General features: G+C 61.5%; 20 protein-coding genes and 5 pseudogenes. 9 read left to right on the top strand and 16 right to left on the bottom strand.

Features of this window, described 5'->3' with window-relative positions; translation table 11 throughout:
* Positions 1-92 precede the first annotated feature (92 nt).
* The 8 genes and pseudogenes from LPC10_RS18525 to istA (LPC10_RS18490) all read right to left on the bottom strand — a co-directional run.
* Positions 93-353 carry a hypothetical protein gene (locus LPC10_RS18525; protein WP_231343861.1) on the bottom strand — a complete coding sequence of 87 codons (261 nt, stop codon included), beginning with the start codon at positions 351-353 and terminating at the stop codon, positions 93-95.
* Between the two features lie 739 nt (positions 354-1,092).
* Positions 1,093-1,308 (bottom strand): annotated as a pseudogene (locus LPC10_RS25720) (transposase); the annotation flags it as partial.
* Positions 1,309-1,411: 103 nt separating this feature from the next.
* The gene (locus LPC10_RS18515; protein WP_231343860.1) at positions 1,412-1,627 is read right to left on the bottom strand and encodes a hypothetical protein; all 216 of its coding nucleotides are present in this window, start codon (positions 1,625-1,627) and stop codon (positions 1,412-1,414) included.
* 489 nt (positions 1,628-2,116) lie between these two features.
* Positions 2,117-2,848, bottom strand: coding sequence for an IS21-like element ISMex39 family helper ATPase IstB (gene istB / locus LPC10_RS18510; RefSeq protein ID WP_231347090.1), 732 nt, complete (start codon positions 2,846-2,848; stop codon positions 2,117-2,119).
* 11 nt (positions 2,849-2,859) lie between these two features.
* Positions 2,860-3,021, bottom strand: a pseudogene (locus LPC10_RS18505) (IS21 family transposase); the annotation flags it as partial.
* Positions 3,022-3,086: 65 nt separating this feature from the next.
* Positions 3,087-3,953, bottom strand: coding sequence for an IS21-like element ISMex13 family helper ATPase IstB (istB, locus tag LPC10_RS18500; protein WP_003602200.1), 867 nt, complete (start codon positions 3,951-3,953; stop codon positions 3,087-3,089).
* The gene (istA, locus tag LPC10_RS18495) at positions 3,950-5,215 is read right to left on the bottom strand and encodes an IS21-like element ISMex13 family transposase (protein ID WP_003602196.1); all 1,266 of its coding nucleotides are present in this window, start codon (positions 5,213-5,215) and stop codon (positions 3,950-3,952) included. Before istA (LPC10_RS18495) ends, istB (LPC10_RS18500) begins: the two co-directional genes overlap by 4 nt.
* 152 nt (positions 5,216-5,367) lie before the next feature.
* Positions 5,368-6,711 (bottom strand): annotated as a pseudogene (istA, locus tag LPC10_RS18490) (IS21-like element ISMex39 family transposase); the annotation flags it as partial.
* Positions 6,712-6,873: 162 nt separating this feature from the next.
* Between istA (LPC10_RS18490) and LPC10_RS18485 the strand changes: the two are divergent.
* Together LPC10_RS18485 and LPC10_RS18480 are read left to right on the top strand one after the other, a co-directional pair.
* Positions 6,874-8,409: an ISL3 family transposase gene (locus LPC10_RS18485; RefSeq protein ID WP_231347089.1), complete on the top strand. Its 1,536-nt coding sequence runs from the start codon at positions 6,874-6,876 to the stop codon at positions 8,407-8,409.
* Between the two features lie 159 nt (positions 8,410-8,568).
* Positions 8,569-9,120 carry a transposase DNA-binding-containing protein gene (locus LPC10_RS18480; protein ID WP_231343859.1) on the top strand — a complete coding sequence of 184 codons (552 nt, stop codon included), beginning with the start codon at positions 8,569-8,571 and terminating at the stop codon, positions 9,118-9,120.
* Here the strand turns inward: LPC10_RS18480 and LPC10_RS18475 are convergent.
* Both LPC10_RS18475 and LPC10_RS18470 read right to left on the bottom strand, forming a co-directional pair.
* A complete protein-coding gene (locus tag LPC10_RS18475) occupies positions 9,098-10,069 on the bottom strand; it encodes a phospholipase D family protein (RefSeq protein WP_231343858.1) in 972 nt (323 codons plus the stop codon). The genes LPC10_RS18480 and LPC10_RS18475 overlap by 23 nt on opposite strands.
* Before the next feature lie 93 nt (positions 10,070-10,162).
* The gene (locus tag LPC10_RS18470; protein ID WP_231343857.1) at positions 10,163-10,462 is read right to left on the bottom strand and encodes a hypothetical protein; all 300 of its coding nucleotides are present in this window, start codon (positions 10,460-10,462) and stop codon (positions 10,163-10,165) included.
* A gap of 951 nt (positions 10,463-11,413) precedes the next feature.
* On the opposite strand from LPC10_RS18470, the gene LPC10_RS18465 reads away from it, so the two are divergent.
* The 3 genes from LPC10_RS18465 (at position 11,414) to LPC10_RS18455 (ending at position 13,263) form a co-directional block, all read left to right on the top strand.
* On the top strand, positions 11,414-11,695 hold the full coding sequence (locus tag LPC10_RS18465) for a hypothetical protein (RefSeq protein WP_231343856.1): 282 nt from the start codon (positions 11,414-11,416) through the stop codon (positions 11,693-11,695).
* Between the two features lie 635 nt (positions 11,696-12,330).
* Positions 12,331-12,690 (top strand): hypothetical protein, encoded by a 360-nt coding sequence (locus LPC10_RS18460; protein WP_231343855.1) that lies wholly within the window; start codon positions 12,331-12,333, stop codon positions 12,688-12,690.
* 270 nt (positions 12,691-12,960) lie between these two features.
* The gene (locus tag LPC10_RS18455; protein ID WP_231343854.1) at positions 12,961-13,263 is read left to right on the top strand and encodes a hypothetical protein; all 303 of its coding nucleotides are present in this window, start codon (positions 12,961-12,963) and stop codon (positions 13,261-13,263) included.
* A 9-nt stretch (positions 13,264-13,272) separates the two neighbouring features.
* Here LPC10_RS18455 and LPC10_RS18450 read toward each other — a convergent pair whose 3' ends face one another.
* The 5 genes from LPC10_RS18450 to rfbC all read right to left on the bottom strand — a co-directional run bounded on the left by LPC10_RS18450 (position 13,273) and on the right by rfbC (position 20,472).
* Entirely contained in the window at positions 13,273-16,863 is a 3,591-nt protein-coding gene (locus tag LPC10_RS18450) for a rhamnan synthesis F family protein (RefSeq protein ID WP_231343853.1), read from the bottom strand.
* Positions 16,864-16,919: 56 nt separating this feature from the next.
* Complete coding sequence (gene rfbA, locus LPC10_RS18445) at positions 16,920-17,816, bottom strand: glucose-1-phosphate thymidylyltransferase RfbA (protein WP_231343852.1); 897 nt, start codon at positions 17,814-17,816, stop codon at positions 16,920-16,922.
* A gap of 16 nt (positions 17,817-17,832) precedes the next feature.
* Positions 17,833-18,723, bottom strand: a complete 891-nt coding sequence (gene rfbD / locus LPC10_RS18440) for a dTDP-4-dehydrorhamnose reductase (protein WP_231343851.1) — start codon at positions 18,721-18,723, stop codon at positions 17,833-17,835.
* A gap of 13 nt (positions 18,724-18,736) precedes the next feature.
* On the bottom strand, positions 18,737-19,813 hold the full coding sequence (gene rfbB / locus LPC10_RS18435; RefSeq protein WP_231343850.1) for a dTDP-glucose 4,6-dehydratase: 1,077 nt from the start codon (positions 19,811-19,813) through the stop codon (positions 18,737-18,739).
* A 107-nt stretch (positions 19,814-19,920) separates the two neighbouring features.
* Positions 19,921-20,472, bottom strand: coding sequence for a dTDP-4-dehydrorhamnose 3,5-epimerase (gene rfbC, locus LPC10_RS18430; protein WP_231343849.1), 552 nt, complete (start codon positions 20,470-20,472; stop codon positions 19,921-19,923).
* A gap of 442 nt (positions 20,473-20,914) precedes the next feature.
* Here rfbC and LPC10_RS18425 point away from each other — a divergent pair.
* Positions 20,915-21,421, top strand: a pseudogene (locus LPC10_RS18425) (IS3 family transposase); the annotation flags it as partial.
* A 375-nt stretch (positions 21,422-21,796) separates the two neighbouring features.
* Here LPC10_RS18425 and LPC10_RS18420 read toward each other — a convergent pair.
* Positions 21,797-21,910 (bottom strand): annotated as a pseudogene (locus LPC10_RS18420) (IS630 family transposase); the annotation flags it as partial.
* 177 nt (positions 21,911-22,087) lie between these two features.
* Between LPC10_RS18420 and LPC10_RS18415 the strand changes: the two are divergent.
* The 3 genes from LPC10_RS18415 (at position 22,088) to LPC10_RS18405 (ending at position 26,869) form a co-directional block, all read left to right on the top strand.
* Positions 22,088-22,225, top strand: a complete 138-nt coding sequence (locus tag LPC10_RS18415; RefSeq protein WP_231343848.1) for a hypothetical protein — start codon at positions 22,088-22,090, stop codon at positions 22,223-22,225.
* Positions 22,226-22,417: 192 nt separating this feature from the next.
* On the top strand, positions 22,418-23,758 hold the full coding sequence (locus LPC10_RS18410) for a UDP-glucose/GDP-mannose dehydrogenase family protein (RefSeq protein WP_231343847.1): 1,341 nt from the start codon (positions 22,418-22,420) through the stop codon (positions 23,756-23,758).
* A 519-nt stretch (positions 23,759-24,277) separates the two neighbouring features.
* A complete protein-coding gene (locus LPC10_RS18405) occupies positions 24,278-26,869 on the top strand; it encodes a glycoside hydrolase family 99-like domain-containing protein (protein WP_231343846.1) in 2,592 nt (863 codons plus the stop codon).
* Positions 26,870-26,873 lie beyond the last annotated feature (4 nt).

Here is a 26,873-nt window from a genome sequence, read left to right as displayed (position 1 = left end):
AATGGATGAGAGGGCGGCGGCGGCCGGGGCGGCAGTGACGCTGAGCGACCCAGGCCGTCGGGGCGGCCTGGGCGCGGTTCTCGCGATTCGGACTACGCCTCACCGGGCGGCAGCAGGGCGAGCTCGGTCGCCCTACGCAGGATGGTCGGTTGCGTGGGGTAGTCGCGCCAGCGCAGGGAAAAGACGCGGCCGTTGATGCCGATCACCTCGGCCTCCCACCAGCCCTCGTCCGGACCCTCGTGGGCGAGCACGAGGCTTCCGAGGCCAATCTCAGTGGGGTCACGCGGCTTGGGCTGCCCGACGAAGGTGCGATCAGCGGAACGGGGCGGGTTCGATGTCGCGGCAGGGGACAAGCGAGCCTCGGGTTTGGCAGCCGCACTATCGGCCGCACCGGACACGCTGGCCTTTGCATCGGCAGCGTCGCCCTTCCTCTCGGCGTTGACTGCCGTGGAGGTGGTTGTACTGATTAGACCGTCCTTACCGGTCTTGTGGTCGCCCCTACTCGACGGCATGGCCACGGCCTCTGCCGCGCTCAGTTCGTGCACCGTGGACGATGTCGCTTCCGGCTCCTTGCCTGCGATTGCTCGCAGCCCGGCGGAGTTTGGGCACGACAATGATGCGGACGGGGTGGAATGTCTCGCAGACTCCCCTTGCGGCGAGGGCAGCGGAGTGGGCGGAGCGCAGCCGAGAGGCTTCGCGGTCTTGGAGGGGCGCTTGGTGAGAACGGGGCGGGTCATCGAGGATCTCCAGATACGACGAAGGCCCCCGGAGTGGGGGCCTTCTGGCAGGTGCGGCGGTGAGGGAGAAACAGCCGGTTAGGGCGAACCCGACGCGTGAGCGGCCGGGGCTGTGGTCGTCGTGATCGCCGATGCATGGGACATCTCCTCCAGCTCATTGACCGGGGCAATGGCCGCGAATGTTACAACCGATCAACACCAGCAGTATGACCGAACTGGCCGCAAAATCAAGACTATAATCCTATAGCGCGGCACGGAAGCCATGCCGCGACCCATCGTTTCCTGAACCGCGCCGGGTTTTCCGTAGGCCATTTGGTTTGGGTCATGCGGCCAAGGCTTGCGCCTCGGTCTGGGTGTCGTCCCAAGCCGGGCTGGCGATGAAGTGCTGAAGCTGGTCGTGGCCCGGTAGCCCGAGGCGGGCAGCCATCGGCTGCAGGCTCCTGCGATCACTGGGACCGAGCAGGCCGCGCAGGTACAGCGGCGCCCAGGTCCGCCGCGTCTTGCGCTCCATCGCACCCAGGAAAGGGGCTTGCCACGCGTCGAGATCCGGCTCCGACGATTTCGCCGCCATGTCCGTCTCCCGCATTGCCACCGCAGGATTAAAACGCCCACCGCCCCTCAAAGCGCCCAGGCAGTGCTAGCCGAAGCCATAAGCAGCCGGCCCCTATAGTGACTCAATCTTTTGAGTATACCAGTCTGATTGGTGGAGTTATCAGCAGACCAGCTGCTTCATCCGAAAGATTTTCTATAATAATTTTATTCCCTAAAAATGTATTATCCAGCGCCCAATCCTTCTTGTGGCACATATCGATAAAATATTGGATTGTGATTAGGTCAGCTTCGAGCAATTCGAGCGCCTCTTCTCTGCTTTTAACGAGTTCGTGTTTCATGATTATTTATGATTCCACTGCATTGATGAGATTTTCTGCGCATTTTACTAACGTTATGGCGATCGGAATCGATGCCTTTATTATATCGCGGCAAATGGCCACTGGCCGATGCTCGACGAATTGAGTATCACGATCTCAAAGTGATCTTTTTGTGCAATTCGCTCAACGGCCCATCATGCTTGGGCGGCGGTGCCTTGTTGGACGCCACGCCACACCGAACGCAGGCGATATTAGGTAGATTGCAGCCAAGCGGCAAACAGCACTCGGCGGGCTCGTCATCCTGTAAATCGCGGCGGTCCACATGGAACTCATCAAAGCGGCCTTCACCGTAACTGTCAAACAGCGTTGAACATTGACCCTGGATCGGCGTCGAACTTTGACCCCCTGGATGGGTATGGCGGGACGCCCCTGATCAGCCCGGCGAAGGCGGGTCGGGGTGGCGCAGCCGGGCTGATCAGGGGTCCAGCAGGCGCGACGTGTGTGCTGGCCTCAGGCGCGGTTCTTGAAGCGCCAGCTCTCGTTGCCGGTCTCGACGATCTCGCAGTGGTGGGTGAGCCGGTCGAGGAGCGCGGTGGTCATCTTGGCATCGCCGGCGAACACGCTCGGCCATTCCCCGAAGGCGAGGTTGGTGGTGACCACGATCGAGGTCGTCTCGTAGAGCTTGCTGATCAGGTGGAACAGGAGTTGGCCGCCCGACTGCGCGAACGGCAGGTAGCCGAGTTCGTCGAGCACCACGAAGTCGAGCCGCGCCAGATGGTCGGCGATGCGGCCGTGCCGGCCGGCGCGTGCCTCAGCTTCGAGCCGATTGACGAGATCGACGACGTTGTAGAACCGGCCCCGCATGCCATCCCGGATGCAGGCTCGTGCAAGGGCGATGGCGAGGTGGGTCTTGCCGGTCCCGGTGCCGCCGACGAGCACGACGTTGCGCTGGTGAGCCAGGAACTCACCGCCGGCGAGGTCGCGCACCAGACCCTCGTTGATCGGGGTGCCGTCGAAGGCGAACTCGGCGATGTCCTTGGCCAGAGGGAGCTTGGCAATCGTCATCTGGTAGCGGATCGAGCGTGCCTGCTTCTCGGAGATCTCGGCCTGGAGCAGGTCGCCGACGATCTGCTGCGGCTCGTGGGTGCGCTTCACTGCGACCTTGATGATCTCGTCGTAGGCGGCCTTCATGCCGAAGAGCTTCAGATCGCCCATGGTGGCGAGGATCTGCTGGCGTTCCATCATGGGGGGCTCCTTAGGCTGTCGTAGCGGGCACAGTCGGCGACCGGCTCGTGGCGCAGCCGCAGGCTCTCGGGCGTCAGGATGGTGACGGGCGGGGTCGGCTCGCGCTGCCGGGCGAGGATGTTGAGGACGACATCGGCCGAGTGGACGCCCTCGCGCAGTGTCAACGGGCACCGAAGTCTCCGCAATTGTGGGCTTTCAAAATTCCCTGGCCGGCGGGTTCGGTGCGGATCGGTGATCAGCCGGCCGTGTGATCGGAGGCAGCCTTTCCGGGTGGACGACCGCGACGCCTGGGTGCGGGCGGCGGAACGATCAGGGCCTTGGAGCGGACGTGCTCGGGGACGAGGTCGGCGTGCTGGCGCAGGCGGTAGCTCGCCCCCTCGATCTGGATCACCACGGCATGGTGGAGGAGTCGGTCGAGCAGGGCTGTCGCCACGACCGGATCACCGAACACTTCGCCCCACTCGGCGAAGCCGCGGTTCGAAGTCAGGATCATCGCCCCGCGCTCGTAGCGCGCGTTGACGAGTTGGAAGAACAGGTTGCCGCCACCGGGGACGACGGGGAGGTAGCCGATCTCGTCCACGACCAGCAGCGAGGCCCGGCAGAGATAGCGGATGCGCTCGCGCAGGGAGCCGTCGCGCTCGGCCTTGGCCAGCGAGGTCACGAGGTCGGCCAGCGTCGAGAACACGACGCTGCGCCCGGCCTTGACCGCCTCGACGGCGAGCGCGATCGCCAGATGGCTCTTGCCGGTGCCGGGTGGTCCGAGCAGATGGACGACCTCGGCCCGGTCGATGAAGGTCAGTTCCGCCAGCGCCAGGACGCGCTCGCGGTCGAGCGAGGGCTGGAAGGCAAAGTCGAACCCGGACAGCGTCTTGATCGTGGTCAGGCGCGCGACCAGCAGGGCGGTCTTCACGCGGCGGTTCTCGCGCAGCGTCAGTTCCTCGGTCAGGATCACGTCGAGGGCGGCCAAGCCGTCGATCTCGCCCTGCTCGATGCGCCGGACCGTCGCGTCGAGCACCTCCAGGGCGCGCGGCATGCGCAGGCCGACCAAGCTGCGCTTGATGCTGTCGAGGGTCGTGGCGACACAGGGGGCGGCGCGGCTCATCGCTGGCCTCCGATCCCGCCGGCGAGCCGTTCGCCGACTGCCTGGTAGACAGCCAGCGAGCGCCGGGCGACGTGATCGCCATGGCGGCCGATCGGCAGACCGTCGGGATGGCCGCGGCGCATGGCCCGAGCGGCCGTGCCTTGCCGATGGTCGGGGTCGATGCGGTACTGCCGTCGTCCCTCCAGGATCGGATGGCTCGCGACGAGCCGGCCACCATCGAGGATGCGGATCGTGTCGGGCAACTGATGCACCTCGACGACGCGCCGGGTCCGATCCGGTACGCTGTAATAGTTGCCACCGATCGAGACGAGGCCATCGTGGCTGACGCGCCGCTCCAGCGTGAGCAGAGCGTCGAAGGGCAGAGCCGGCAAGGGCTGCAACTCGGGCCGCTCGGCGGCGAAGGCTTCCGAGACGATCCGCTGCGTGGTGCCGTGCAAGCGGACGTTGGCGACGGTATCGAGCCAGCTCCGAAGCTGGCGGTTGAGGTCGTCGAGGTCGCGGAAGGAACGTGCGAGGAAGAAGTCCTGGCGGATGTAGGAGAACGGTCGCTCGACCTTCCCCTTGGTCTTGGCCCGGTACGGGCGGCAGGCGCGCGGCAGGAATCCGTAGTGCTGGGCGAGTGCCAGCAGGGATCGGTTGTAGACGATGTGGCCGTCCGCATCCTCGCCGGTGACCGCCGTCTTCATGCGATCGTAGAGGATCTCGATCGGCACGCCGCCGATCGCGGTGAAGGCCTGCATGTGACAGCGCAGCAGCGTTTGCAGGTCCTGATGCAGGACGAAGCGCGCCTCGATGTGCCGGGAATGGCCGAGCACCAGCGAGAACAGCCAGACGATGCAGGTCGTGTCCGGCGCATCCGTGAAGGTGACGAGGAAGCGGGCGAAGTCGACCTGCGCCTGCTGGCCGGCCGGGGTCTCGAAGCGGACCTCGTAGGGCTTGGCCTCGGGCGGCCGGATCGCGGCGGCGAACCGCTTCACCGCGGTGTAGGCACCGGTGTAGCCGCGCTCGCGCAACTCGCGGGTCAGGCGCACGGCACTCAGGTCGGGGAAGGCGGTGATCCGCTCGCGCAGATAATCGAGATAGGGCGCGAGCTTGCTCGGGCGGCCGGGCTGACGCGGGCCGTAGGCCGGCGGCTCGAGGCCGCGCTCGATGTACTTGCGGATCGTCTTCGGATCGCGGCCGGTCCGGCGGGCGATGGCGGAGACGGACAGGCCCTGTCGGTGCAGGTCCAAGATCATGACGAGTTCTCCCAGCAGAACCATCCTCGTCGCTCCCAGCCGATCGGTATCGGCAGGCATGGTGGCTGAGGATGGAAAAGCCCGAGAGGGCGCGGGGCGTCGCGACCCTACGGGCCAGGGCACCGACCAGGGAATTTTCGATGCCCACAATCAGGGAGTATTCAACGCCCGCTGACACGCAGGGCCTCGGCACAGGCCGCCTCGACCGCCGGCAACCCGTCACCGAGCACAGCGGTGAGGATCTCGACCATCTGCCGGTCACCCCCGGCACTGCCGGCGAGCTTGCGTCGAACCCGGTCGAGGGCGGCGGGCAGCACCCAGTCCTTGAACGGTGCGCCGTTCCGGAGCGCGCCAGGTTTGCGGGCGAGCACAGGGACGTAGTGCCAGGGATCGAACACGGTCTGATCCCGGCCGAAGGCACGCGCGTGCTCGGCGACGACGCGCCCGTCCTGCCGGATCTCGATGCGCTCGGCGTAGGCTCGCACTTCGACCGGGCGGCCAATGGCGGAGGCCATGACCGAGTATCGGTTGTTGTCGAAGCGTACGAGGCAGGTCGCGGACACCGAAGCGGTGACGGCGTGGAAGCCGTCGAAGCGGCCAGCATAGGGCACCAGCGCCGCCCGCTCGGCCTCGAACCGCTCCCAGACGGTGCGCTCGCGCTCCTCGGGATGCGGATGGGCCTTGGCGTAGGCGATAGCTCCATCGAGTAGGAGCGCGTTCAACTCGTCGTAGCTCTTCACCCGGACGCGCGGGGTGAAGAAGCGCTCGCGCACCAGCCCGACCTGGTTCTCGACCTGCCCCTTCTCCCAGCCCGAGGCCGGCGTGCAGGCGACCGGATCGACGAGGTAGTGCGAGCACATCTGCAGGAAGCGACGGTTGTAGGCGCGCTCGCGACCGACGAAGATCGTCTCCACCGCGGTCTTCATGTTGTCGTAGATGCCGCGCTGGCAGGTGCCGCGGAAGAACGCGAACGCCCGGTCGTGGGCGTCGAACACCATCTCCTGGCTCTCGCGCGGATAAGCCCGCACGAACAGCATGCGCGAGTGGCAGAGCCGGACGTGAGCGACCTTGACCGTGACGGTCGTGCCGCCGATCAGCACGATCTCGTGGCTCCAGTCGAACTGGTAGGCCTCGCCTGGGGCGAAGATGAGCGGCACGAAGGCCTGCGCCGTGACCGAGGCGCGCTCGCGCTTCCAGGTTTTGGCATAGCGCCGAACGGCATCGTAGCCGCCCTCGTAGCCGAGCCCGCGCAGCGCCTCGTAGATCCGGATCAGCGTCAGTCGCTCGCGGGCGGACCTGCCGGCGTTGGTGGTCAGCATCCGATCGAGATCGTCGCGCCACGGCCCGAGCTTGGGCAGAGGCTGCACGTCGCGCTCGTAGGTGAAGGCGGTGGCCCCCGACCGGATGACCTTCCGGACCGTGTTGCGGGAGACGTGCAGGTCGCGGACGATGTCCTTGATCGCGCGGCCGCGGGTGAAGAACTCGCGCCGGATGCGCGCAATCGTGTCCACGCCCTTCATCCCCCTGCACCACCCTTCCGGCCGCACCAGAGGGCAGTCTGCGAGAACGAGGTTAGGGGGTCAGAATTGGGGTTCATCCGCACTTTCGGTGCTGGCGGGTGGCTCAGGCGTTGATCAGCGTTGTGGCCCGAGGGCAGCACGATGCCGATCACCAACCCATCGATGCCGTCGGTCCCGGATGGTGTTCACGTCGATGATCTGTCGCTGGACCCGTGCAAGTTGCTGATCACCGCTCACACCACCACGGTCGATGCCACCTGTCCGAGTTGCGGACGGTCCTCGACGCGGATGCACAGCGCCTATTGGCGAACCCTCAAGGACCTGCCGTGGCAGGACCGGGCTGTGACGTGGCGGCTGAAGGTGCGCCGCTTCCGCTGCAGCCACTGCCCAGGGCGGATCTTCGGCGAACGCGTGCCGGGGCTGGCTGCGCGCAAGGCGCGTCGCAGCGAACGGTTAGCCGAGGCACAGACCGATATCGGCATGGTGCTCGGCGGTGAGCCCGGTGCCCGTCTGTCGCGACGATTGGCGATGCCGGTCAGCGGCGACACCGTGCTGCGTTTGATTCGTCACCGCGGGATCGTTCCGTCTCCGCCACCACGCGTGGTCGGCATCGATGACTGGGCTTGGCGGCGTGGCCGCACCTACGGCACCATCGTCTGCGATCTGGAACGGCGGCGTGTCATCGACCTGCTCCCCGGCCGCTCGTCGGCACCGGTGCGGGATTGGCTCGCTGCCCATCCGAGCGTGACCGTCATCAGCCGCGACCGTTCAGGGCCCTACGCCGAGGCCGCGCGGACGGGGGCACCAACGGCGACGCAGGTCGCCGATCGCTGGCACCTGCTGGTCAATGCTTCCGAGGCGCTGCGCGGCATCGTCGAGCGGCACCAGTCCGAGATCCGGGACGTGGCGCATCGCCTCGTGCACGCCTCCTCCGATGGCCGCGATGCGACGGAGAACGCGCCAACGTCGGAGGTGCATAACCTGCGGCGCGACCGCTGCGAGACAGCCTTGCGCTTCCACGGCGAAGGGATGCCGACCAAGGAGATCGCCCGCCGTATCGGTGCATCCCGCAACGCCGTGCGCCGTTGGGTCCGTGCCGGCCGTTTCATGCCCTACCGCCGAGCTCCAGGTCCGAGCCGGCTCGACCGTCATCTCCCCTTCGTCGAGACACGTTGGCAGGAGGGCGAGCGCAACGCGACCGTTCTCCATCGCGAACTGCGCGCCCAGGGCTTCACGGGCGGCTACGACATCGTCCGACGCTGGGCTGCGCGACAGCGGTCAGGGGCGCCGGTCCGACCGGCGTCCGCCCAAATCCCCTCGACACGGCGCATCACCCGATGGCTGACCGGTGATCCGGCGACGCTGCTGCCGGAGGATCGCGCCTTCACCGACGCACTCTGCGTCGCTGCCCCGAAGCTCAGGCAGGCCGTCGAGGACGTGCGGGCCTTCGCCGAACTCCTGCGCCGAGGAGATCCGGCAGGACTGACGCCATGGCTTGAGGCCGCAGCCAAGACCGATCTCGGCGGCTTCGTCACCGGGCTCCGGCAGGACGAGGCTGCGGTACGTGCGGCCATCGTCGAGCCCTGGAGCAACGGCCCCGTCGAGGGACAGGTCAATCGCCTCAAGCTGATCAAGCGGAGCATGTACGGCCGCGCGAAGTTCGATCTTCTGCGCCAGCGTGTTCTCCATGCTGCCTGAGGTTACCCGTAGAGCTTGGCCGCAAGAAAGCCCGCCAGCACCGAAAGTGCGGATGAACCAGAATTGGACGCCGATCCCCCGCCTCAAGGGGTCAAAGTTGCACGCCGAAACACAACCGTAACGATCCGCTAGCCGATCCCTAGGGAGACGAGGTGCGCCATGAACGCTGTCGCAGGGTGCTGGTGGGAGGATGAATTCGCCGCGTGCACCTTCAACGATGCACGCCTGGGGCAACGGCTGTACCGCCTCGTCGCACAGATGGACCGCAGCCTCGGTGCCAGCCTGCCGTTCGCCTATCAGGACTGGACCAACACCAAGGCAGCGTATCGGTTCTTCGCCAACCGGCGCGTCAGCAAGGCCCAGATCCTCTCAGGACATTTCGCGGCGCCGCGCGAGTGTGTCCGGGCCAGCGAGGGCCCCGTGCTGGTCCTGCAGGACACGACCGAGTTCATCTTTCAGCGCGAGAGCCGTGGGGCCGTCGGCATCACCCGCCGCGTGAACAGCGGTCGCGACAAGGCCGGTCATAGTCAGACGCCAGGGCGAAATGGCTCGAGTCAGTGCATTCTCGTCGGACGTTCGGCCAGGATGCGATCCGGCTTACCAAGCGCGAGGCGCGGACCCAGCTGGCAGTCGGCAGCAGTGACGAGCCTTCAAATCCCAGCCGACTTTATGGGGCAGCACGCTCCGTTCAATCTGCGAGTGCCTCCCTAGCTGCCATCGTCACCGCATCATGTGGCAGGACCAGGTCGTCCTCGTCGACGCGCTTGGCGAGCGCCTTAGCGAAGGACTGCATCTCGGCGTTCCGGGCCTTGCGCCCACGCAGGCTCGGCAGCCGGTCGAGCATGACGAGGACGCTCCCGGTTCCGGGCACAGGCTTTGGGACACCGGAGCGCACCTTCCAGATACCGTTGTAGGCTAGCTTCTTCCCAGTGCGCGTCAGGTCGAGGTAGATACGCCCTGGCGGGGAGGACGTGGCGACCTCCGGCGTAAGCTCGTAGAAGGGCACCTCGCCGTCCCGTTCGTAGGCGCGCCTTTCGTCGTCGCCGTACTCGCCCTTCATGGCCTCCCAGGTCGCCTGTGCCGCCTCGCTCATCCAAGCGTCGCGGTAGACTGTCACCACGAGGTCGAGGCCGGAGAAAAGCTCCGGCTCGTTTGCCAGGGCATGCAGCAAGCTCGGGCGGCGGACGCTGGCGGCTGCAGGCTGGTACGCCTCGAACGTGGACGAGCCGACGGGTGAACCCTTCTTCCATGTTAGGCGGAACCATTCCTGGGCTTCATCAAGCACGGCGCGATCGTCGCAGAGAAGCGCGGTCTCCGACCGCGTTGGAGCGGTCCTACCGGCTTCCCCGAAGCCGGCGAGGGATGCGTTGGCGGATCCGATGATGACCCGGTCCACATAGATAAAAGTCTGAGCGTGGAAGCCGTCAACGTGCCGGATCTCGGCGCCGCCCTTCAGTAGCGCGATGACCGCCTCCGGCTCGCAACCTTCGCTCCACAAATCGCAGATGATCTTCGTGTCGCCGAGGTCGTCGCCGAGGCAGAGGCGCTCGACGGCGTCGGCTCCCCAAGAGGCAACGCCCAGACTTCGTTTGGCATGACGTGCGTTGGCCTCGCAGATGGCGGAGAGGATGCCGTCGCCGTGCAGGAACCTTGTCGACATGCGTTCTCCCCCCGTCGCCTCGGATGGTAGACATAGGCGCGAGGCACGACCAGTCATCCAGCGACTTTAGCCAAACCCTGATTTTGGCCCGGGCTACGCTTCGCCGGGCGGCAGCAGGGCGAGCTCGGTGACCTTGCGTAGAATGGTCGGCTGGGTGGAGTAGTTGCGCCAGCGCCGCGAGAAAGTCTGGCCGTTGATGCCGATCACCTCGGCCTCCCACCAGCCCTCGTCCGGCCCCTCATGGGCGAGTACGACGCTGCCGAGGCCGATGTGCTCGCGTTCGTTCGGCTGCGGACTGCCGACGAAGGCGCGGTCACCGGGGCGGGGCTTAGCGCCCAGCGGATCGGCGTTGTTGCCGGTGGATGCTTTTTCCCTTGCATTCTCGGTCGGCAAAGCCGCAACGGCCGCTGTCGATGTCGTGCTCCGCGGCTCGCTTCCCTGCGCCGAATCGGCTCACCGAGGTGTGGGGCACGCACGATCACGACCATGGGCCGCCAGCAAGACTGGGGCGCTGATGCCCGCGTCCTGGTTCGTCGCCGTCACTCTGGCCGGCCAGCTCGCGAGTGGGAAGCTGGCCAAGGACGCCGGGGCCTATCTGTTCTTTGGGCCGAGCACGCGCGTCAGCCCTGTGACAACTGCGCCTGGATATCGCCAGCATGCGCGCTCCGGAATTACCATCGGGCCAATCACGACGTTCGCGCGGGAGACGCCGGGGGAGGTCGTGGGGCGCCCTGCATGGAGCGCAACAACCATGAGGATGCCAGATACCGACACTCAAGCACGACTGAGCGCACAAATTAATCCAGCGTTTGTGTGAAATAAAAATCACTGCGCGATATTGCCAAATGTTCCTAGCGTGTGAATTCTACCAGCTTACCCATAAATGGCGGCGCTGATGTTTTACAAAATGTTGTTACGTCGAGTAGAGTAGAGATCGGGTGGCAATGTAATAGTCAAGACAATATATATTCCAGCCTATAATGACAAAGAGGCTGCCGAGTTCGTACGTCAATTGAAGATGCCGGAAAAGCGGGCAGGGGACCGGATCGAGGTGGTCAGGCCCAATGGTGCGCTGCTCGATATCCAGTCGATCCGCGAAGGCTGAGTTTTTATCCGCAGGTAGCAAGCCGCCCCAACGGGCTTAATAGCGAGCCGGACAACTGCTTAGCTCCTGACTGCATACACCATTAGCATCGGTGGGGAGCTGGTGGTGGACACGTTCTGATCGGAGGCGGCGCCGAGCGCATAGATACCGGCGTTAGGCTTCGGCCGTCCTCCAAGCGTCGAAGGAACGACACATCGCGTCGCGCGTCTCATCCTGGAACATGCAGGAAGGAAACGACGATGTCGGTTTTCCAAATCCGTCAGGGTGGCACGGGCGCGATCCTCTGGACCGGCGCGGCTGCGAACGAGATCCAGGCCATCGACGCGATGGCACATGATGCTGGCTACTATGACCACTCCGATTTGCCGGAGAACATGCGCTGTGGATTGAGGGTGGAGGCCCTAACGTTCGGCGCTGATCGAGGGCCAGCATCCGTTGGCAGAACGCAAGGCGGACGGACAGGTCAGTTCGTGATGGGCACCGCGATCAACGATCGCAACCTCGGCCGGGCTGCCGGGTAGGGCCAGGATGCGTCATGCTTGACGCTGCAGCTCCGCAAAAGCCGCCGGCAGCCATCGCTTGAACCCGCGAGAGTCGGACCGCTCGGCAGCGTGGCGCTTGTACCGCTACTCCACGGCATCTACGAGCGGATCAAAGATGGCCGGTCGGAGGGCAGCCACGGCGTTGTCCTTCGATCGCTCCAGATACCGCTCAGCGCGGGTTTCCACCTCACTCGTCAGCGCCGATGTCACCGCGCACACCATCCCCGATCCCTGATCTCGATGGGTGGGGCGTTTGATACGGCAGTTTGGCCGCGGCGAGGCTTGCAGATTTGCCAGCACCATAGAACGGACTATATGCTCGTACCCACCCGTCTAACAGATACCAGCCCTCCAACGGGTGTAGGTCATTATGGCGCACTTGCCCCGCCCAATTCGCCGCAGCTTGGTTTTCCGTTAGCAGGGGGCGTTGGAGGAGGTATGCAGGCGCCGTGCGTAGCGGGCATGGCCATCGCCCGCTCTGGCCCACGCCCTGGGTAGCGCCAAGCCTTCCTGCAAGAAGACACTCAGCTCCACCCGGCCCCAACCGCGGTGTTTTTTTTCGGAATCGATTGCTTGGTTGACAGCCGGATCCCGCGCTCAATTTCGAAAAGGAAATGACGGGTCGATCTGGCTCGCTTGAACGGGATGAAGGGCGTGACGCCTGTCACAAGATCGGGCATGAAGCTTATGATGCAACGGACCGGTATGCTGGGTGGGCAAGCGGTATGGGCAAGCCTCAAGGTCGGAAAGAGAACGATGATCTCGATGACATTGGATATTTAATTTTCAGCCATCTGTCGGTTCCCAAGGAGTGCCGGGTCCGCAGCCGCACCGAGACCGGGGCTGTCGTCGAGGCCGACCCTGACTTCAGCGTTTCCCGTGTCGCACGACTCTTTGTGCCGACGCTCGAAATTCAGCGGCAATGCAGGATCTTGTGGGTGCAGGATCGCATGCACGGCATCGATTTCGTCTGAGGCGCCCGCCCGAAGTCATCAGCCCCGCCAGCTCCCGCTGCGCGGGGCTTTCCGTTTCAGCTCCCCGCCCGCCACCGCGAGCATCCGTTTCCGCACCTCAGCCATGGTGGCGTTATCGCCGACGCTGGCCTCAGCAGCCGCCAACCCGATGGCCTTGTCGATTTCCCGAACCGTCACCTCGTTGATGCCGACCCCGCGGGCGCAGTCGAGGAGGGACCTAATCTCGGCCGTTTACTGTTCGTACATATTCACCAGGGAAGCGCATCAACCGTGACCATGGCCGATCGCCGCGGCCGTGAGATCGATTACATGTGTCTCGCTGGCTCTTGCGCTGATGCATGCAAGGCCGGCTTCCGCATCACACTTGGCCAAGCCCACGAACTCCCCCGCGCCAATCCGCTGCAGGACTGGTTGCCCGATGTGCCCATACCGATCGCGCCGCGCACTGTGCTGAGCCACGCCAAGGTGCATCTGTCCATGAAAACAGCCACCACATACCACAAAACCACACCGCAGGAGGACCACCCTTCAGGGGGCGGCCAATTCGCTAAGGGGCCGAAATGGGCGGGCTGACAGCAAAGGTCAGCGACAACTTTCCTCATATCCGAAATGCCGACCCTGCACTGTTGCACGATTCATCAGCTGTCTTTGCTTGAGCAAGGCGTCGCTGATCCTCATTTCCAGAGCATATGCACGATCTCGCTCATTCATGGAAGCGATCGAAGACTCTACGTCTGGATGCAAATCGATACCGAAACGCTTGCCCCAGAATCGCCCTTCAGTAGCGGAAACAGAGTATTGATGACCGAGACTAAAGGAATGCGAATGATAAACGACAGCACTGTCGACATATGCTTTCTGATAGCCAAGGCGCAAGATTTCTTCGGCCCAGAGCTGATCCTCACCCCACTCGACTTCGGGATAAGGATGCCGCTTCCATACCTCACGCGAAATAGCGGAATTGTTGTCCGAATAGAATCGCATCAACATACCCCAGTCCCGACTTCCAGGATATATATACGATGGAAGACCTACCTCACGATCTAGTACCTTAGGGAGCACTGCGAGATTGTCGAACATGTCACGAATGTCTCTTCTCGTGAAGGGGTCATGCTCGGGATAAGCTTCATGGCGACCGATTACACCGGCTACTCTCGGCCCGTAATCGAACCCTGAAATTAACTGCGACAACCAAAAGCGATCGCTTGGACACGCATCTTGCGTGATGACAGCGACGAACTGACCAGCGGATCGCTCAATGCCGAGATTGCGTGTCCTTCCGTGCTGAAACTCAGTTTTATCGATTTTTTCGACGCGAACATTCTTATGCTGGTAACGAGCAGCCAATGAAGTTGTATCATCGGAAGACCCACTATCAATCAACAATACGTCAAATTTGAAGTCGGTTACTTGTGTCGTCACTGCTTCAAGGACCCGCTCGAATTCTGGCCCAGCGTTGTAAGTCGGTATGAAAACCGTGGCTTTCATCGCGCTGATGACCGCCGGCGTCGCGACACGATCGGGTTCAGCCTGCTTGTACCCTTTTTCGATCAACCGCTCGATCATAGCGTCTTCGATGGACTGTGCACTTCGCTCCCACGATGTATCATTTACAAAATTTAAACCGCGTTCGCGTTGGGCGCTTCTCTTAAGGCTATTTGATGCAAGGTCGGTGATAGCGTCTGCAATACTATATGGCATCGGCTGCGCGAAATATACCTCGTCTTTCTTGAATATAGCCCGCGTACTTTCATTATCTATTTCGACTACTGGCAAACCACAAGCCATCATCTCGAGAGGAATGAGTGAGTAATTTGTCGTTGAGAATACAATACCGATATCGCTCGAACGATACAGCTCGCTTAGCTCTTGTGGACTGAGAATGCCGTGCTGCGAATGGGGAAAGCTATAATCGATTTTCAGGTCTGCCTCACCAAAGAGGTCCACATGAAAATTCACGCCCCTTCTATGAAGAAGTTCAAATGCAGCAAATCCGAGCGCTACAGCACGTCGCGGCGTATATTGACGAGCATAGAACGCGATACGTAGGGGATTTTTGACTTGGGTTCTTGCTACGCCCGGATAATAAACATTGTGATCGGCACATAAGTCCCACTGACGCGCCCAAGCACCTCGCGCATTCATAAGATTTAACAGCCACTTCCCAGCACAAAGCATGGAGTACCCATAGCTGTATGTCGAATCAGCGAGCATATACAGCTCACCCATCGGATGAAATGATGGCTCAAAGTCTTGAATAAAGTAAAATTTCTCCTTGACGTTGACAACTTGCGCCGCTGGAAAAGCAGTCCAACAATCAGTAGCGATCAAGACGTCTCCGGTGATCTGACGCACGTCGTCTGGCAGGAAACGAACGTGGACCCTATCACCTATCGGTTGATACCAATCCTGAATTCTGCGCTTTGCTGCAGCTTGATTGGGGAAGTGCACGGAATTCTGAAACCAGATCGTTTGGTGGTGCCCAAACTTCTCGAGATAATGCACTATGCGGAAGATTGTCATATGCCCCCCCGCCCCAGCTTGTGAGAACGATGGTAGGATCCATTGGATGTCCAATCGACCGCGATTGAATGACGAGCTAAGACTTTCATATGAGACCGGAGCCCTTCGTGCGATGCGAGGGCTATCTCGCAACCAATCCGAAGCGCTTACGGCCTCTGTAACCTCTCGGCTCGGCACACCGTCGACAGGTATAAGTTTCTGACGGAACCGAGTGCTATAATTACGAACTTGGAAGCCCGATTTACGAACCGTAATCGGCAGAATACGCTCCAAAGCGTGCGCGAAGGTTAGGTCGACCTGGTGATTTTCATCTTCGAAATGCTGTAGCGTGATTTCTCGATCAAACAGGCGAGAGAGGCTTCTCGTACGGTACCAGGCCATTGAACCAGCTGGATAATCAGCCTGGATGGTGGCATCACCCTCGAGATCGACTGCTCTGAAGTGATTTCGTATGCTAGACTTGTTGTTTTCGATTGCAACGAATTCTCTGATTCGGTAATAGTTCCTCGGATAAAGACATCCTAACTCAGGTTTAAATTTGAATGTCGCAATTATTTTGTCGACGAGCTGCTTTGAACCCAACGTTTGATCAAGAAGATACCGGCGCCAATCATCACCCCAGTAAACATGCGTGCTTCTTTTGGTATGTAGGTGCAAGACTAGATCGAATTTGCCCCAAATGTCGCGACAACCAATCAGAAATGGGGCGATATCTCGACCTCGATTTGTAACGACACGGACAATTGATTGCTGCTCGACACGAAATTTGATCAAGCAATTTTTGATAAATTCGCTGTCAGCCGCCGAAGTGGTGGTGATGACAATTGTAGACGCGGCGGGCAAACTCCTGAATCCCGCGATCATCTCTGAAATCAACTCCGGGTAATAGCAATGGACATGAACGCATAACGTCGGTTCGTTGTCGATGGTGGATTGCGTTGAAGTCGCCCCCGCCTCATCTAATTGGATGGCCTCGTCATTTTGCAACTTGATACTATTTACGTCGTCGAACTTATGTAGCAAATTTATCAAACTGTCCTGAGTCTCTAATGCAGACTTTAGGAACTTCTGAACGTAAAACGTGTCGAAATTAGGAGCTGGATCGCGATACTCGTATTGTCCATGATTAACGAAATGGGTTAAGGGGTCGGTACCGCTTGCAGCCACGTCATCGTTATGCGAGATATAATAATCAGGATCAAAAAATCTGACGAATGCATTGACTGCGGCGTTTGACACTTTTGGCAAGTGCGGTTGCTGCGCCCTCCAGTCGAAGCTGCCATATGTGATTATGCAATGTTCAGCCGGAGTTTTATCAGAATCTGAGAACGTTGGATGAGCGGCAAGATAAGCTTGGACATCGAAATCGTCGGAGGGCCTCCTTAACTCTCTTCCGCCGTTGGTGAGATAATGAACCAGAGGATTCATTTTCTTTTGCGCAACGTCGTTATATAATTTTAGATAATACCTCGTGTTGAAAAATGGCGATGGATTGAACCCCAGCTTCCATCCAATTTCAAGAAAGTGTTTTTCAGCACTTGTGTATGGACCGATGCCATAGTTTGCTCTATAGTACTCAGAGTCAAGCAGGCACGTGCCCTTCAATAAACTGAGCTTCTTCCGTTTAGACTTGCTGAAAAAAAAGCGCATAATTTCCTATCCAATGCGTTGCGTCGCACGCTTAGTGAACCTATTCTCGTTTCATGCTATAGATTGCTGGGCATTCGATGCTGCTCCGACTCGGTTAGAAGCCGTAATAGATTTTTGCCGTACTTGGTCTTGGCGAACAACTCGCCCCGCGCCTGCAACTGCTCGCGGCCGATGAAGCCCTGAAGGTAGGCGATCTCTTCCAGACAGGCCACCTGAAGCCCCTGCCGGTGCTGCAGCACCCGCACGAACTCGGCGGCCTCCAGCAGGCTGTCGTGGGTCCCCGTGTCGAGCCACGCATAGCCGCGGCTCATTTGCTCGACATGAAGCTGGCCGCGTTCGAGATAGGCTTGGTTGACGCTCGTGATCTCGAGTTCACCCCGGTCCGACGGCGTCACGGCGGCGGCGATGTCGAGCACTTGGTTGTCGTAGAAGTACAGGCCGGTCACCGCCCAGGGGCTTTCGGGGGTCTTCGGCTTCTCCACCAGCCGCAGCGGGCGGCCGGCCTCGTCGAGGGTGACGACGCCGTAGGCCTCCGGATGATCGACGTGGTAGGCGAACACCGTCGCCCCGCTCGTGCGGGCGCGGGCCTTGGCGAGCAGTTCGCTCATGCCGTTGCCGAAGAACAGGTTGTCGCCCAGCACCAGCGCCACGTCGTCGGCGCCGACGAAGTCGCGGCCGATGAGGAAGGCCTGGGCCAGACCCTCGGGCCGCGGCTGCACCGCGTAGGAGAAGGTCAGCCCGAACTGCTCGCCCGTGCCGAGCAGGCGCTGGTAGTTGCCGAGATGCTCCGGGCTCGAGATGATCAGGATCTCGCGGATGCCCGCCAGCATCAGCACCGAGATCGGGTAGTAGATCATCGGCTTGTCGTAGACCGGCAGCAGCTGCTTGTTGATGGCGAGCGTGGCCGGATGCAGCCTTGTGCCGGAGCCGCCGGCGAGCACGATGCCCTTCATGGCAAACACGTCCTGATCAGTGGGAGCGGACCGGCCCGACCAGCCGGTCGAGGATGTCGTCGAGCGCCGCCTCCCAGGAGCGGGGCGCGAGGCCGTAGGCGTCGGTCAGGCTCTGGGTCGAGAGGCGGGAATTGGCCGGGCGCCGGGCCGGGGTCGGGTAGGCGGCGGTCGGGATGCCCTCGACCGGAACGCTGCATCCGCCGCGCCGGGCCGCGCCCGCGACGATCGCGCGGGCGAAGTCGCACCACGTGGTCGCGCCGTCGTTGACGCAGTGGACGGTGCCGGTCGGCGCGGTCGCGTCACCCGCCATCCGCAGGGCGATGGCGGCAAGCGCGCCCGCGAGGTCGGCGGCCGAGGTCGGGCAGCCGTGCTGGTCGTCCACCACGGTGAGCCGCTCCCGCTCGTTTGCCAACCGCAGCATCGTCTTGACGAAGTTGCCCCGGTGCGGGCTCACCACCCAGGCGGTGCGGACGATCGCGTGGCGCGGGTTGGCGCTGCGTACCGCCATCTCGCCCGCCGCCTTGCTGGCGCCGTAGACGCTTTGCGGGTTCACCGGCGCATCGGGCGCATAGAAGCCTTCGCCCGAACCCTCGAAGACGTAGTCGGTCGAGACATGGACGAGGGGGATATCGCGCCGCTTCGTCTCCGCGGCGAGGATGGCGGGCGCCAGCGCGTTCAGGCGCCACGCGGCGGCGACCTCACTCTCGGCCTTGTCCACCGCGGTGTAGGCCGCCGTGTTGATCACCGCCGCGTAGGCGCGCGCGTCGAGGGCCGCGGCGACAGCGGCCTCGTCGGTGATGTCGAGGCTCTGCCGGTCGGGCGCATGCACCCGCACGCCCTCGGGCCACGGCAAGGCCTGAAGCTCCGTGCCGACCTGCCCGGCGCCGCCGAGGATCAGGATCTCCATGCTCACGCGCTCCTCAGGCGCTCTTGCCGGCGAGACCGCCCTTGCCGGCGAGGCCGAGGCGCTCGCCGGAATAGCGGCCCTCGCGGATCGGGCGCCACCACGCCTCGTTGTCGAGGTACCAGCGCACGGTCTCTTCCAGCGCCTGCTCGAACACCTTGGTCGGCTGCCAGCCGACCTCACGCTCGGCTTTCGACGGATCGATGGCATAGCGCCGGTCGTGGCCGGGCCGGTCGGCCACAAAAGTGATCAGGCGCTCGTGCGGACCGTTCTCGGGTTTGAGCCGGTCGAAGGCGGCACAGAGCGCCTTCACCACTTCGAGGTTGTTGCGAACCGAGCGCCCGCCGAGCAGGTAGGTCTCGCCGACCCGGCCGCGCTCCAGCACCGCGACGAGGCCGCGGGCATGGTCCTCGACATGGATCCAGTCGCGCTCGTTCAGGCCGTCGCCGTAGACCGGCAGCGGCTTGCCCGCGAGCGCCGCCAGGATCATCAGCGGGATCAGCTTCTCCGGGAAGTGGCGCGGCCCGTAATTGTTCGAGCAGTTCGTCACCAGCACCGGCAGGCCGTAGGTCTCGTGCCAGGCCCGGGCGAGGTGGTCGGAGGCCGCCTTCGAGGCGGAATAGGGCGAGCGCGGATCGTAGCGGCTCTCCTCGGTGAAGAAGGCGTCCGGCGGCAGCGAGCCGTAGACCTCGTCGGTCGAGACGTGGAGGAAGCGGAACTTCGCCTTGGCTTCGCCGTCGAGGCTCTCCCAATGGGTGCGGGCGCCGTCGAGCATCACCTGGGTGCCGATGACGTTGGTGCGCACGAAGGCCCCCGGATCGGTGATCGAGCGGTCGACATGGCTCTCGGCGGCCAGATGCATCACCGCATCGGGCCGGAACGCGGCGTAGAGGGCGTGGACGCGGGCCGGATCACAGATGTCGGCCTGCTCCAGGCGGTGGCGGGGATCGTCCGCCAGGGGCTGCAGCGAGATCGGGTTGGCGGCGTAGGTGAGCGCATCAAGGGTGAGCACCTCGTGGCCGAGATCCTGCACCAGATGCAGCACGAGGGCCGAGCCGATGAAGCCGCAGCCGCCCGTCACCAGAATGCGCATCGCTCTCAACTCCGTCGATTCATGTCCGCGGCGCGGATGCGGGGACGCCCCGGTCCGATCTCGGATCGGGTCCGATCCTTTCGGCAGATCCGCTCCGGGGCCCGGGATCAGAACACTCGCCCGAGATCGGCCAGGAGGGGCGCGGCCTTGTCCTTGCCCGAGAGGATCGCGTCGGCGTCCGCCACCGGCCATTCGATGCCGATGGCCGGATCGTTCCACCGCAGGTTCCGGTCATCCGCCGGGCTGTAATAGGCATCGACCTTGTAGGCCACCATGGTGTTCGGCTCCAGAGTGCAAAAGCCGTGGGCGAAGCCGGCGGGCACAAACAGCTGCTCTCCGCCCGCCGCATCGAGCCGCACCCCAACGTGGCAGCCGTAGGTGGGTGAGTCGGAGCGGAGATCGACGGCCAAATCGAGGATCGCGCCGGCCAGCACCCGGATCAGCTTCGCCTGGGCGTTGGGTGCGATCTGGAAGTGTAGGCCGCGGATGGTCCAAGCGGGTGCCGAGAAGGACTGGTTGTCCTGGATGAAGGTGTTGGTGATGCCGCGCTCGGTCAGCACGTCGGCGCGGTAGACTTCCGAGAACCAGCCGCGGTCGTCTCCATGGCGCTTCGGGATCACCCGCTTGACCGCCGGGATCTCGGTTTCGATCACATGCATCCGAGGCCCGTGCTCTTCTCTTGCTGCCCTAGTTCCACCAGTAGACCGTATAAGACGGCTAGGTCAAAGCACAACCCTATTTCGGGTGCTTATGTATCGCATGCACCATCGAGGATACATTCCTGAGCAAGGGACTGGCTCGCCATCATATGTTTATTTCTCATAATGCGCGCTTGCTGGATTTATATGACCCAATTGCCTATATGTTGCATAATTGACACGCACTAAGGAAACGAGGACGTATGGGAGGGAACGAAACGATGCAAGTCCAAGGGTGCGTTCGCCAAGCCCGTCATGCGGACGTGCTGTTTGCTCAGGGCTAGGAGGTTGTCTGAGAAACGGGGTTTGAAGCCGAGCTTGGTCGCGAAACCATAATGGCTGGCACGGTTGAGCCGCAGCATCGTTAGCCCTCTGAGCAGGAGGAACCTGGATGGCGCGGTTTGACCTATCCGAGCGCCGCGCCTGCCGGGCGCTCGGGCAGCACCGCTCGACACAGCGTAAGGTGCCGCGGGGCAGAGACGACGAAGCCGCGTTGACCAGCGACCTCGTCGCGTTGGCCGAGAAGCACGGCCGCTACGGCTATTGGAAGATCAGCGCCTTGCTGAAGGCGGCCGGCTGGCGGGTCAACGACAAGCGGGTGGAGCGGATCTGGCGGCGCGAGGGGCTGAAGGTCCCGGCCAGGCAGCCCAAGCGTGGCCGCATCTGGGATGGGGACGGCTCGTGCCTGCGACTGCGAGCGGAGCACCGCGATCACGTCTGGTCCTACGACTTTGTCGAAGCGCGCACCCATGACGGGCGCAAGTTCCGGATGCTCAACGTGGTCGATGAGTTTACGCGCGAGTGCTTGGCGATCCGGGTCGCACGCAAGCTCAAGGCGGCGGACGTCATCGACGTGCTGTCCGACCTGTTCATCCTGCGCGGTGTGCCCAGCCACATCCGCTCGGACAACGTCCTACGTAGCGAGGAAGGCGGGCTGGCCAGGCAACAGGTCCCTGTCCGCGAACATGCGCCCGCGGCGTGTTTGTCGTCAACGTCGATCCAGGCGGCCCCTGCCGATCCGGACGAACTCTCTGCCATAGCGGCGGGGCCAGCGCCTCGATGGCGGCGGCGATCAGCGGACCGATGCCGGGCACGCTCATCAGCCGCCGGGCCGTCTCGTCGGCCTTCGCGTGCGGCGATATCGTCGTCGAGCGCCGCGGTTTGCTCCTGCAGATGGCGCAGCGTACCAACAAGCACGGCGAGGCAGGCACGGGCCGCTTGCAGGATGTCCGAGGAGGGATCCTCGATCTGGGCGATCAGCCGCTCGACATGACAGGGGCCCTGTGGCGGCGCTGGCGGGACTGACTCCGAACCGCTCGGCCGCCTGACGGCGTGAGGCGCCTTCGGAGACGGCCATCACGACGCGCTCGCGCAGATCCGATGACAACGGTGACCCCATTGATCCTCCTGTCGAGGTCCAAAGGGAATCAGATCACATCTCGTCAGGAAACCCCCAACCGACTCACAGCGGTCGGCAACAGCTCTAGGGCCGCTCCTGGACCGGGCTGTATCACCACGCGCTCCTGTGCCAGATCGCGTTCGCCTTCCTGCAGAGCCGGCGGGTCGGGGGAAAAATGTGCCAACCCACACTCACGGCCCGCCGCCCCGGACGACGCTGCCCAAGGTTCGACGCCGCGTCGCCACCGCGCTCCTCGTGCACCTGACCCGCTACTCGCACTGCCGACGCCCGGCCCTCGTTCACATGCTGATGTGAACCTAGCAGAATAGTGTTAAAATCATTCGTCTCATTCGCGATCAGGAGAAGTTGCACCACCGGAAGATCTCCTTTGAGGTCGTAGTGAGGCGCACTGGACGCTATAGCGCACTCGAGACAGCCCCTTGCGGAGATCCGAGCAATGGCGTCCACTCGGGGAAGTCAGCGGCGCCGCTACCAGTAGGATATAAAATGCGCATTACGATGATTGGGTCAGGCTACGTGGGCCTGGTCTCGGGTGCCTGCCTCGCCGATTTCGGCCACGAGGTCGTCTGCATCGACAAGGATCCCGCCAAGATCGCCGCCCTCAACGAGGGCCGCATGCCGATCTACGAACCCGGCCTCGACGCGCTCGTCGCCGACAACGTCCGCGCCAAGCGCCTCGCCTTCTCCACCGACCTCAAACCCGCCGTGGCGAACGCCCAGGCCGTCTTCATCGCCGTCGGCACGCCGTCGCGCCGCGGCGACGGCTTCGCCGACCTCTCCTACGTCTACGCCGCGGCACGCGAGATCGCCGAGGCGCTCACCGGCTACGCCGTCGTCGTCACCAAATCGACCGTGCCGGTGGGCACCGGCGACGAGGTCGAGCGCATCCTGCGCGAGGCCCGGCCCGACCTCGATGTCGGCGTTGCCTCCAACCCCGAATTTCTGCGCGAGGGCGCCGCCATCGGCGACTTCAAGCGCCCCGACCGCATCGTCATCGGCGCCGAGGATGCCCGCGCGGCCGCCGTGATGCAGGAGGTCTACCGCCCGCTCTACCTCAACCAGGCGCCAATCTTGCTCACCGGACGGCGCACAGCCGAGTTGACCAAGTACGCAGCCAACGCGTTCCTCGCCACCAAGATCACCTTCATCAACGAGATCGCCGACCTGTGCGAGCAGGTCGGGGCCAACGTGCAGGAGGTCGCCCGCGGCATCGGTTTCGACAATCGCATCGGGTCGAAGTTCCTGCATGCGGGCCCGGGCTATGGCGGCTCGTGCTTCCCCAAGGACACGCTGGCGCTGGTGAAGACGGCGCAGGATTACGGCACGCCGGTTCGGATCGTCGAGACGGTGGTGGCGGTCAACGATCAGAGGAAGCGCGCGATGGCACGTAAGGTGATCGCGGCCTGCGGCGGATCGGTGCGGGGCAAGCGGGTGGCGCTGCTCGGGCTGACGTTCAAGCCGAACACCGACGACATGCGCGACGCGCCGTCGCTGTCGATCATCGCCGGCCTGCAGGATGCCGGCGCGCGGATCGTGGCCTACGACCCGGAGGGGATGGAGCAGGCGCGCCCTCTGCTGACGGGCGTGGCCTATGCCGAGGACGCCTATGCCTGCGCGGAAGGGGCGGACGCGCTGGTGATCGTGACGGAGTGGGATGCCTTCCGTGCACTCGACCTTCAGCGCTTACACGGAGTAATGACGGAGCCAGTCCTCGTCGATCTGCGTAACATCTACCAGCCTGAGGACGCTCGCACGCACGGGTTTGCCTATTCAGGTGTCGGAAAAAAATTGGATGGAGATCCCAGTCACATATCCAGCACCATCTGACTTTTGACATCGAAACACGAGTCTTATTATGCATCCTGAAAAATACGTCAACACGAGCATGAACATAAGGCAGCCTCTTGTTACATGGCAGCTAAATGTTTCGTTACACCTTGGGATCGATTACGTGTGCAGCGCGTCAATCATTCATGAATCAAAACATATTTATACCAATCAGTTCCATCAGTGCTGTCTAATTGAGCATGGAAACATCACACAAATGTTGGAAGGGCTTCGCCGTACAACCCCGGCATTGAGCGATCGAGCGCGCAATCAACCGAATCGTTTGATGCTGCAGACTTGCCCGTGATCTAGAGACGAACCCTCACCGACGCTTGCCTTGGTCGAACTCGCCGCCACAATCCTCCTCGAAAAGGTTTCATAAGCCTTCCGAGTAAGGGGCTGTCCTCTCAATCAGCACGATTCCAGAGCCAACCTGTCGAGTAACAAATGTATCACAGGAACGCAAATCCTAAATCGTCACGAGAATCAGAGTAAATCGAAACTATTTGGAATCATATCATGAACTGCAAGGTCATCATGGAAAGTAAACTGAATACCGCTGCCGGCAACGAGGGCAAAGTTGACGAGCCTTCTGCTATCTACGACCCCTGCGCAGAACACAATAATTTTGTACAGGGCAATGAGAATAAATTATCAATAACTAGCGACGGATCAGTTACACTATTGCTGCCGGGCGAACTAGAACTCGCCGGCAAATTGGCATTGGTGAATCGAAGCGGGCGGACGATAGCTGCCGTTGAAGCAGTCCGCGAAGTGCGTGGGTACCGAGCGAAATTCAGCCTTGGCGATTTTATGACAACAGGTGTCGCTGAGACAGCGACAACTGCTGAATTCCTGCTTGCCACTGCTCCAGTTGAATTGCGCGATTTTCAGACTAATAAAATGATAGCCGCGTGCGCAATACCAAATCTAATATTTGCCAGAGCCGAGCGTTATCATTCTCTTATTGCGACAACGGCCGACCTACACGATTTTCGTGGCCCAGTGCAATATAGAGGTGTATTAGACCGATTTTCAGACACTGCACTAAGTGGTTGGGCGTTAAACGCCACTAGTTTACAGTCAGTCGAAGTGGTTTTTGAACTTGAGGGCTTATCGATTGGATCTGCGGCCGCCAGCCTCGAACGTCCTGATATCTCAGCAGTCCTTGGACGCTTAGCCAATTGCGGATTCTCTGTCGCCGCTTCATCTCTGCGGCACAGCGTCCCAACCGAGGTCCTAGCGTTACTTAAGACGCTGGCCGAAAACTACCCGAATTGCTATCCAGATTTTCGCGTCCGCGTCATTGGTACGGATTATGTGATCGCGCCGTCGTTTACAGATAAGCCACCACTGTCTTCGCGAGAATGGTTATCTTTCCTCCAACCAAATCCGGGTTTGACCAAAACCAAACTGGCTGCCCGATCCGACATGGTACAGGATTTAACCCAAAGCAGAGGCCTGGACAGCGAAGTCAAAATCATCGCTTTTTACTTGCCGCAGTTTCATCCTACGGCTGAGAATGACGCATGGTGGGGACCGGGCTTCACTGAGTGGAATAACGTGTCGATCGCAAAACCTATGTTTGAGGGACACTATCAACCCCATATCCCAGCAGATCTAGGATTTTACGATTTGCGCCTCCCTGAAACACGAAAAGCTCAGGCTAAGTTAGCCCGTGAGCATGGCATTTACGGTTTTTGCTATTATTACTACTGGTTTTCCGGCCAGCGCATTCTCGAGCGTCCCTTGCAGGAGGTACTTGAGTCCGGCGAGCCAGATTTTCCATTTTGTATCTGCTGGGCAAATGAGTCTTGGTCGCGCCGGTGGGATGGCTCTGAATCCGAACTTCTGATTGCCCAAGAACACGACCCAGAAAAGGATATACAGTTTATTTACGATATACTTCCCCTAATCATGGACCCTCGCTACATCACTGTTGATGGTCAACCGATCATCATCATTTATCGGGTCGGTCTCATGCCTGACCCGAGGAGGGTATTTTCAGCCTGGAAGGCGGTTGCTCAAGAAAATGGGCTGCCCGGACTCCACATCTGTATGGCTGAAACGTTCGGCGCGCATGGACCCTATCAGCATGGCTGCGATAGTGCTGTCGAATTTCCACCGCACAAAATTGTATCTGAAGTTATTAATGCCGAAATTCCTGATCTACCGAGCGATTTTACCGGAAACGTTTACGACTACCAGCAGGTGATTCAGAACGATTTGCTGATTACACAGCCACCATACACGCGCTACCGGACGGTCATGCCGTCTTGGGACAACACATCGCGACGGGGAAAAGCTGGAAACATCGTTCATGGCGCTACTCCAGAATTGTACGAAACATGGCTACGCCAAGTCGTTGCGGACACTAAGCACCGTTTTGTAGGTGACCAAAGGATCGTGTTCATAAATGCTTGGAATGAGTGGGCAGAAGGTACCCATCTCGAGCCAGACCGGAAAAACGGTCGGAGTCTCCTTGAAGTTACCCGTCGAGCCACTTCTGACCAGTCGGATTGGCGCGTGCTCCTCGACGGCTTGCGCTTACGTAACCAGGTGACCTCCGAGGAAATGCCGCAAGTGCTTCAAGCCCTTGAAGCTCGCTTCAGCGGATTGCAAAGTTCAACCGATTTCTTGTCGCGCAAACTAAAAGACCCATCGATCGCGTGGGGACAATCCATTTTTACGGATAAGGTACCGATTAGCATTCAAAACAAACCAGTCATAACAACGGGCGTCATTGAACTTGAGCGGATCAATCAATACTGGTCTGGGACTTGGCATGTTTTGCGGCGTGAGGAGCACCTCTCTGTGCAAGGATGGAGTTTTGTCCCGAGCGTACCCTTGGACCCTCGGACGAACTCTTTTTTTACGCTTCTAGATAGTCAAACAGGACTACATCACTATGCAGTGGCTTGGGATAGATCACAGCGACCTGACGTTATCGCTGGAGCGAACGCGAATCCACAGGACGCACTTTGGTCCGGCTTCAGCATTGTCGCACGTTTGGCGGATGTACCACCGGGAGAGTATGTCCTCGCCATGACGTACGCTGCTTCGGAATGCGCTTTTCAGGCGGTCAGCCGATGGAGAATTGTCCTTGTCTGACACG

This window comes from Methylorubrum sp. B1-46 (genome assembly GCF_021117295.1).
Classification (GTDB): Bacteria; Pseudomonadota; Alphaproteobacteria; order Rhizobiales; family Beijerinckiaceae; genus Methylobacterium.
Note: the sequence above shows the minus strand (reverse complement) of the source record. Positions and strands in the feature narration are given on the sequence as shown.

Coding starts and splice junctions, on each gene's coding strand:
- LPC10_RS18515 (WP_231343860.1), bottom strand. CDS start 1,627: ATGAAACACGAACTCGTTAAAAGCAGAGAAGAGGCGCTCGAATTGCTC.
- istB (WP_231347090.1), bottom strand. CDS start 2,848: ATGGAACGCCAGCAGATCCTCGCCACCATGGGCGATCTGAAGCTCTTC.
- istB (WP_003602200.1), bottom strand. CDS start 3,953: ATGAGCCGCGCCGCCCCCTGTGTCGCCACGACCCTCGACAGCATCAAG.
- istA (WP_003602196.1), bottom strand. CDS start 5,215: ATGGTTCTGCTGGGAGAACTCGTCATGATCTTGGACCTGCACCGACAG.
- LPC10_RS18485 (WP_231347089.1), top strand. CDS start 6,874: ATGCCGTCGGTCCCGGATGGTGTTCACGTCGATGATCTGTCGCTGGAC.
- LPC10_RS18480 (WP_231343859.1), top strand. CDS start 8,569: ATGAACGCTGTCGCAGGGTGCTGGTGGGAGGATGAATTCGCCGCGTGC.
- LPC10_RS18475 (WP_231343858.1), bottom strand. CDS start 10,069: ATGTCGACAAGGTTCCTGCACGGCGACGGCATCCTCTCCGCCATCTGC.
- LPC10_RS18465 (WP_231343856.1), top strand. CDS start 11,414: ATGTCGGTTTTCCAAATCCGTCAGGGTGGCACGGGCGCGATCCTCTGG.
- LPC10_RS18460 (WP_231343855.1), top strand. CDS start 12,331: ATGACGGGTCGATCTGGCTCGCTTGAACGGGATGAAGGGCGTGACGCC.
- LPC10_RS18450 (WP_231343853.1), bottom strand. CDS start 16,863: ATGCGCTTTTTTTTCAGCAAGTCTAAACGGAAGAAGCTCAGTTTATTG.
- rfbA (WP_231343852.1), bottom strand. CDS start 17,816: ATGAAGGGCATCGTGCTCGCCGGCGGCTCCGGCACAAGGCTGCATCCG.
- rfbD (WP_231343851.1), bottom strand. CDS start 18,723: ATGGAGATCCTGATCCTCGGCGGCGCCGGGCAGGTCGGCACGGAGCTT.
- rfbB (WP_231343850.1), bottom strand. CDS start 19,813: ATGCGCATTCTGGTGACGGGCGGCTGCGGCTTCATCGGCTCGGCCCTC.
- rfbC (WP_231343849.1), bottom strand. CDS start 20,472: ATGCATGTGATCGAAACCGAGATCCCGGCGGTCAAGCGGGTGATCCCG.
- LPC10_RS18410 (WP_231343847.1), top strand. CDS start 22,418: ATGCGCATTACGATGATTGGGTCAGGCTACGTGGGCCTGGTCTCGGGT.
- LPC10_RS18405 (WP_231343846.1), top strand. CDS start 24,278: ATGAACTGCAAGGTCATCATGGAAAGTAAACTGAATACCGCTGCCGGC.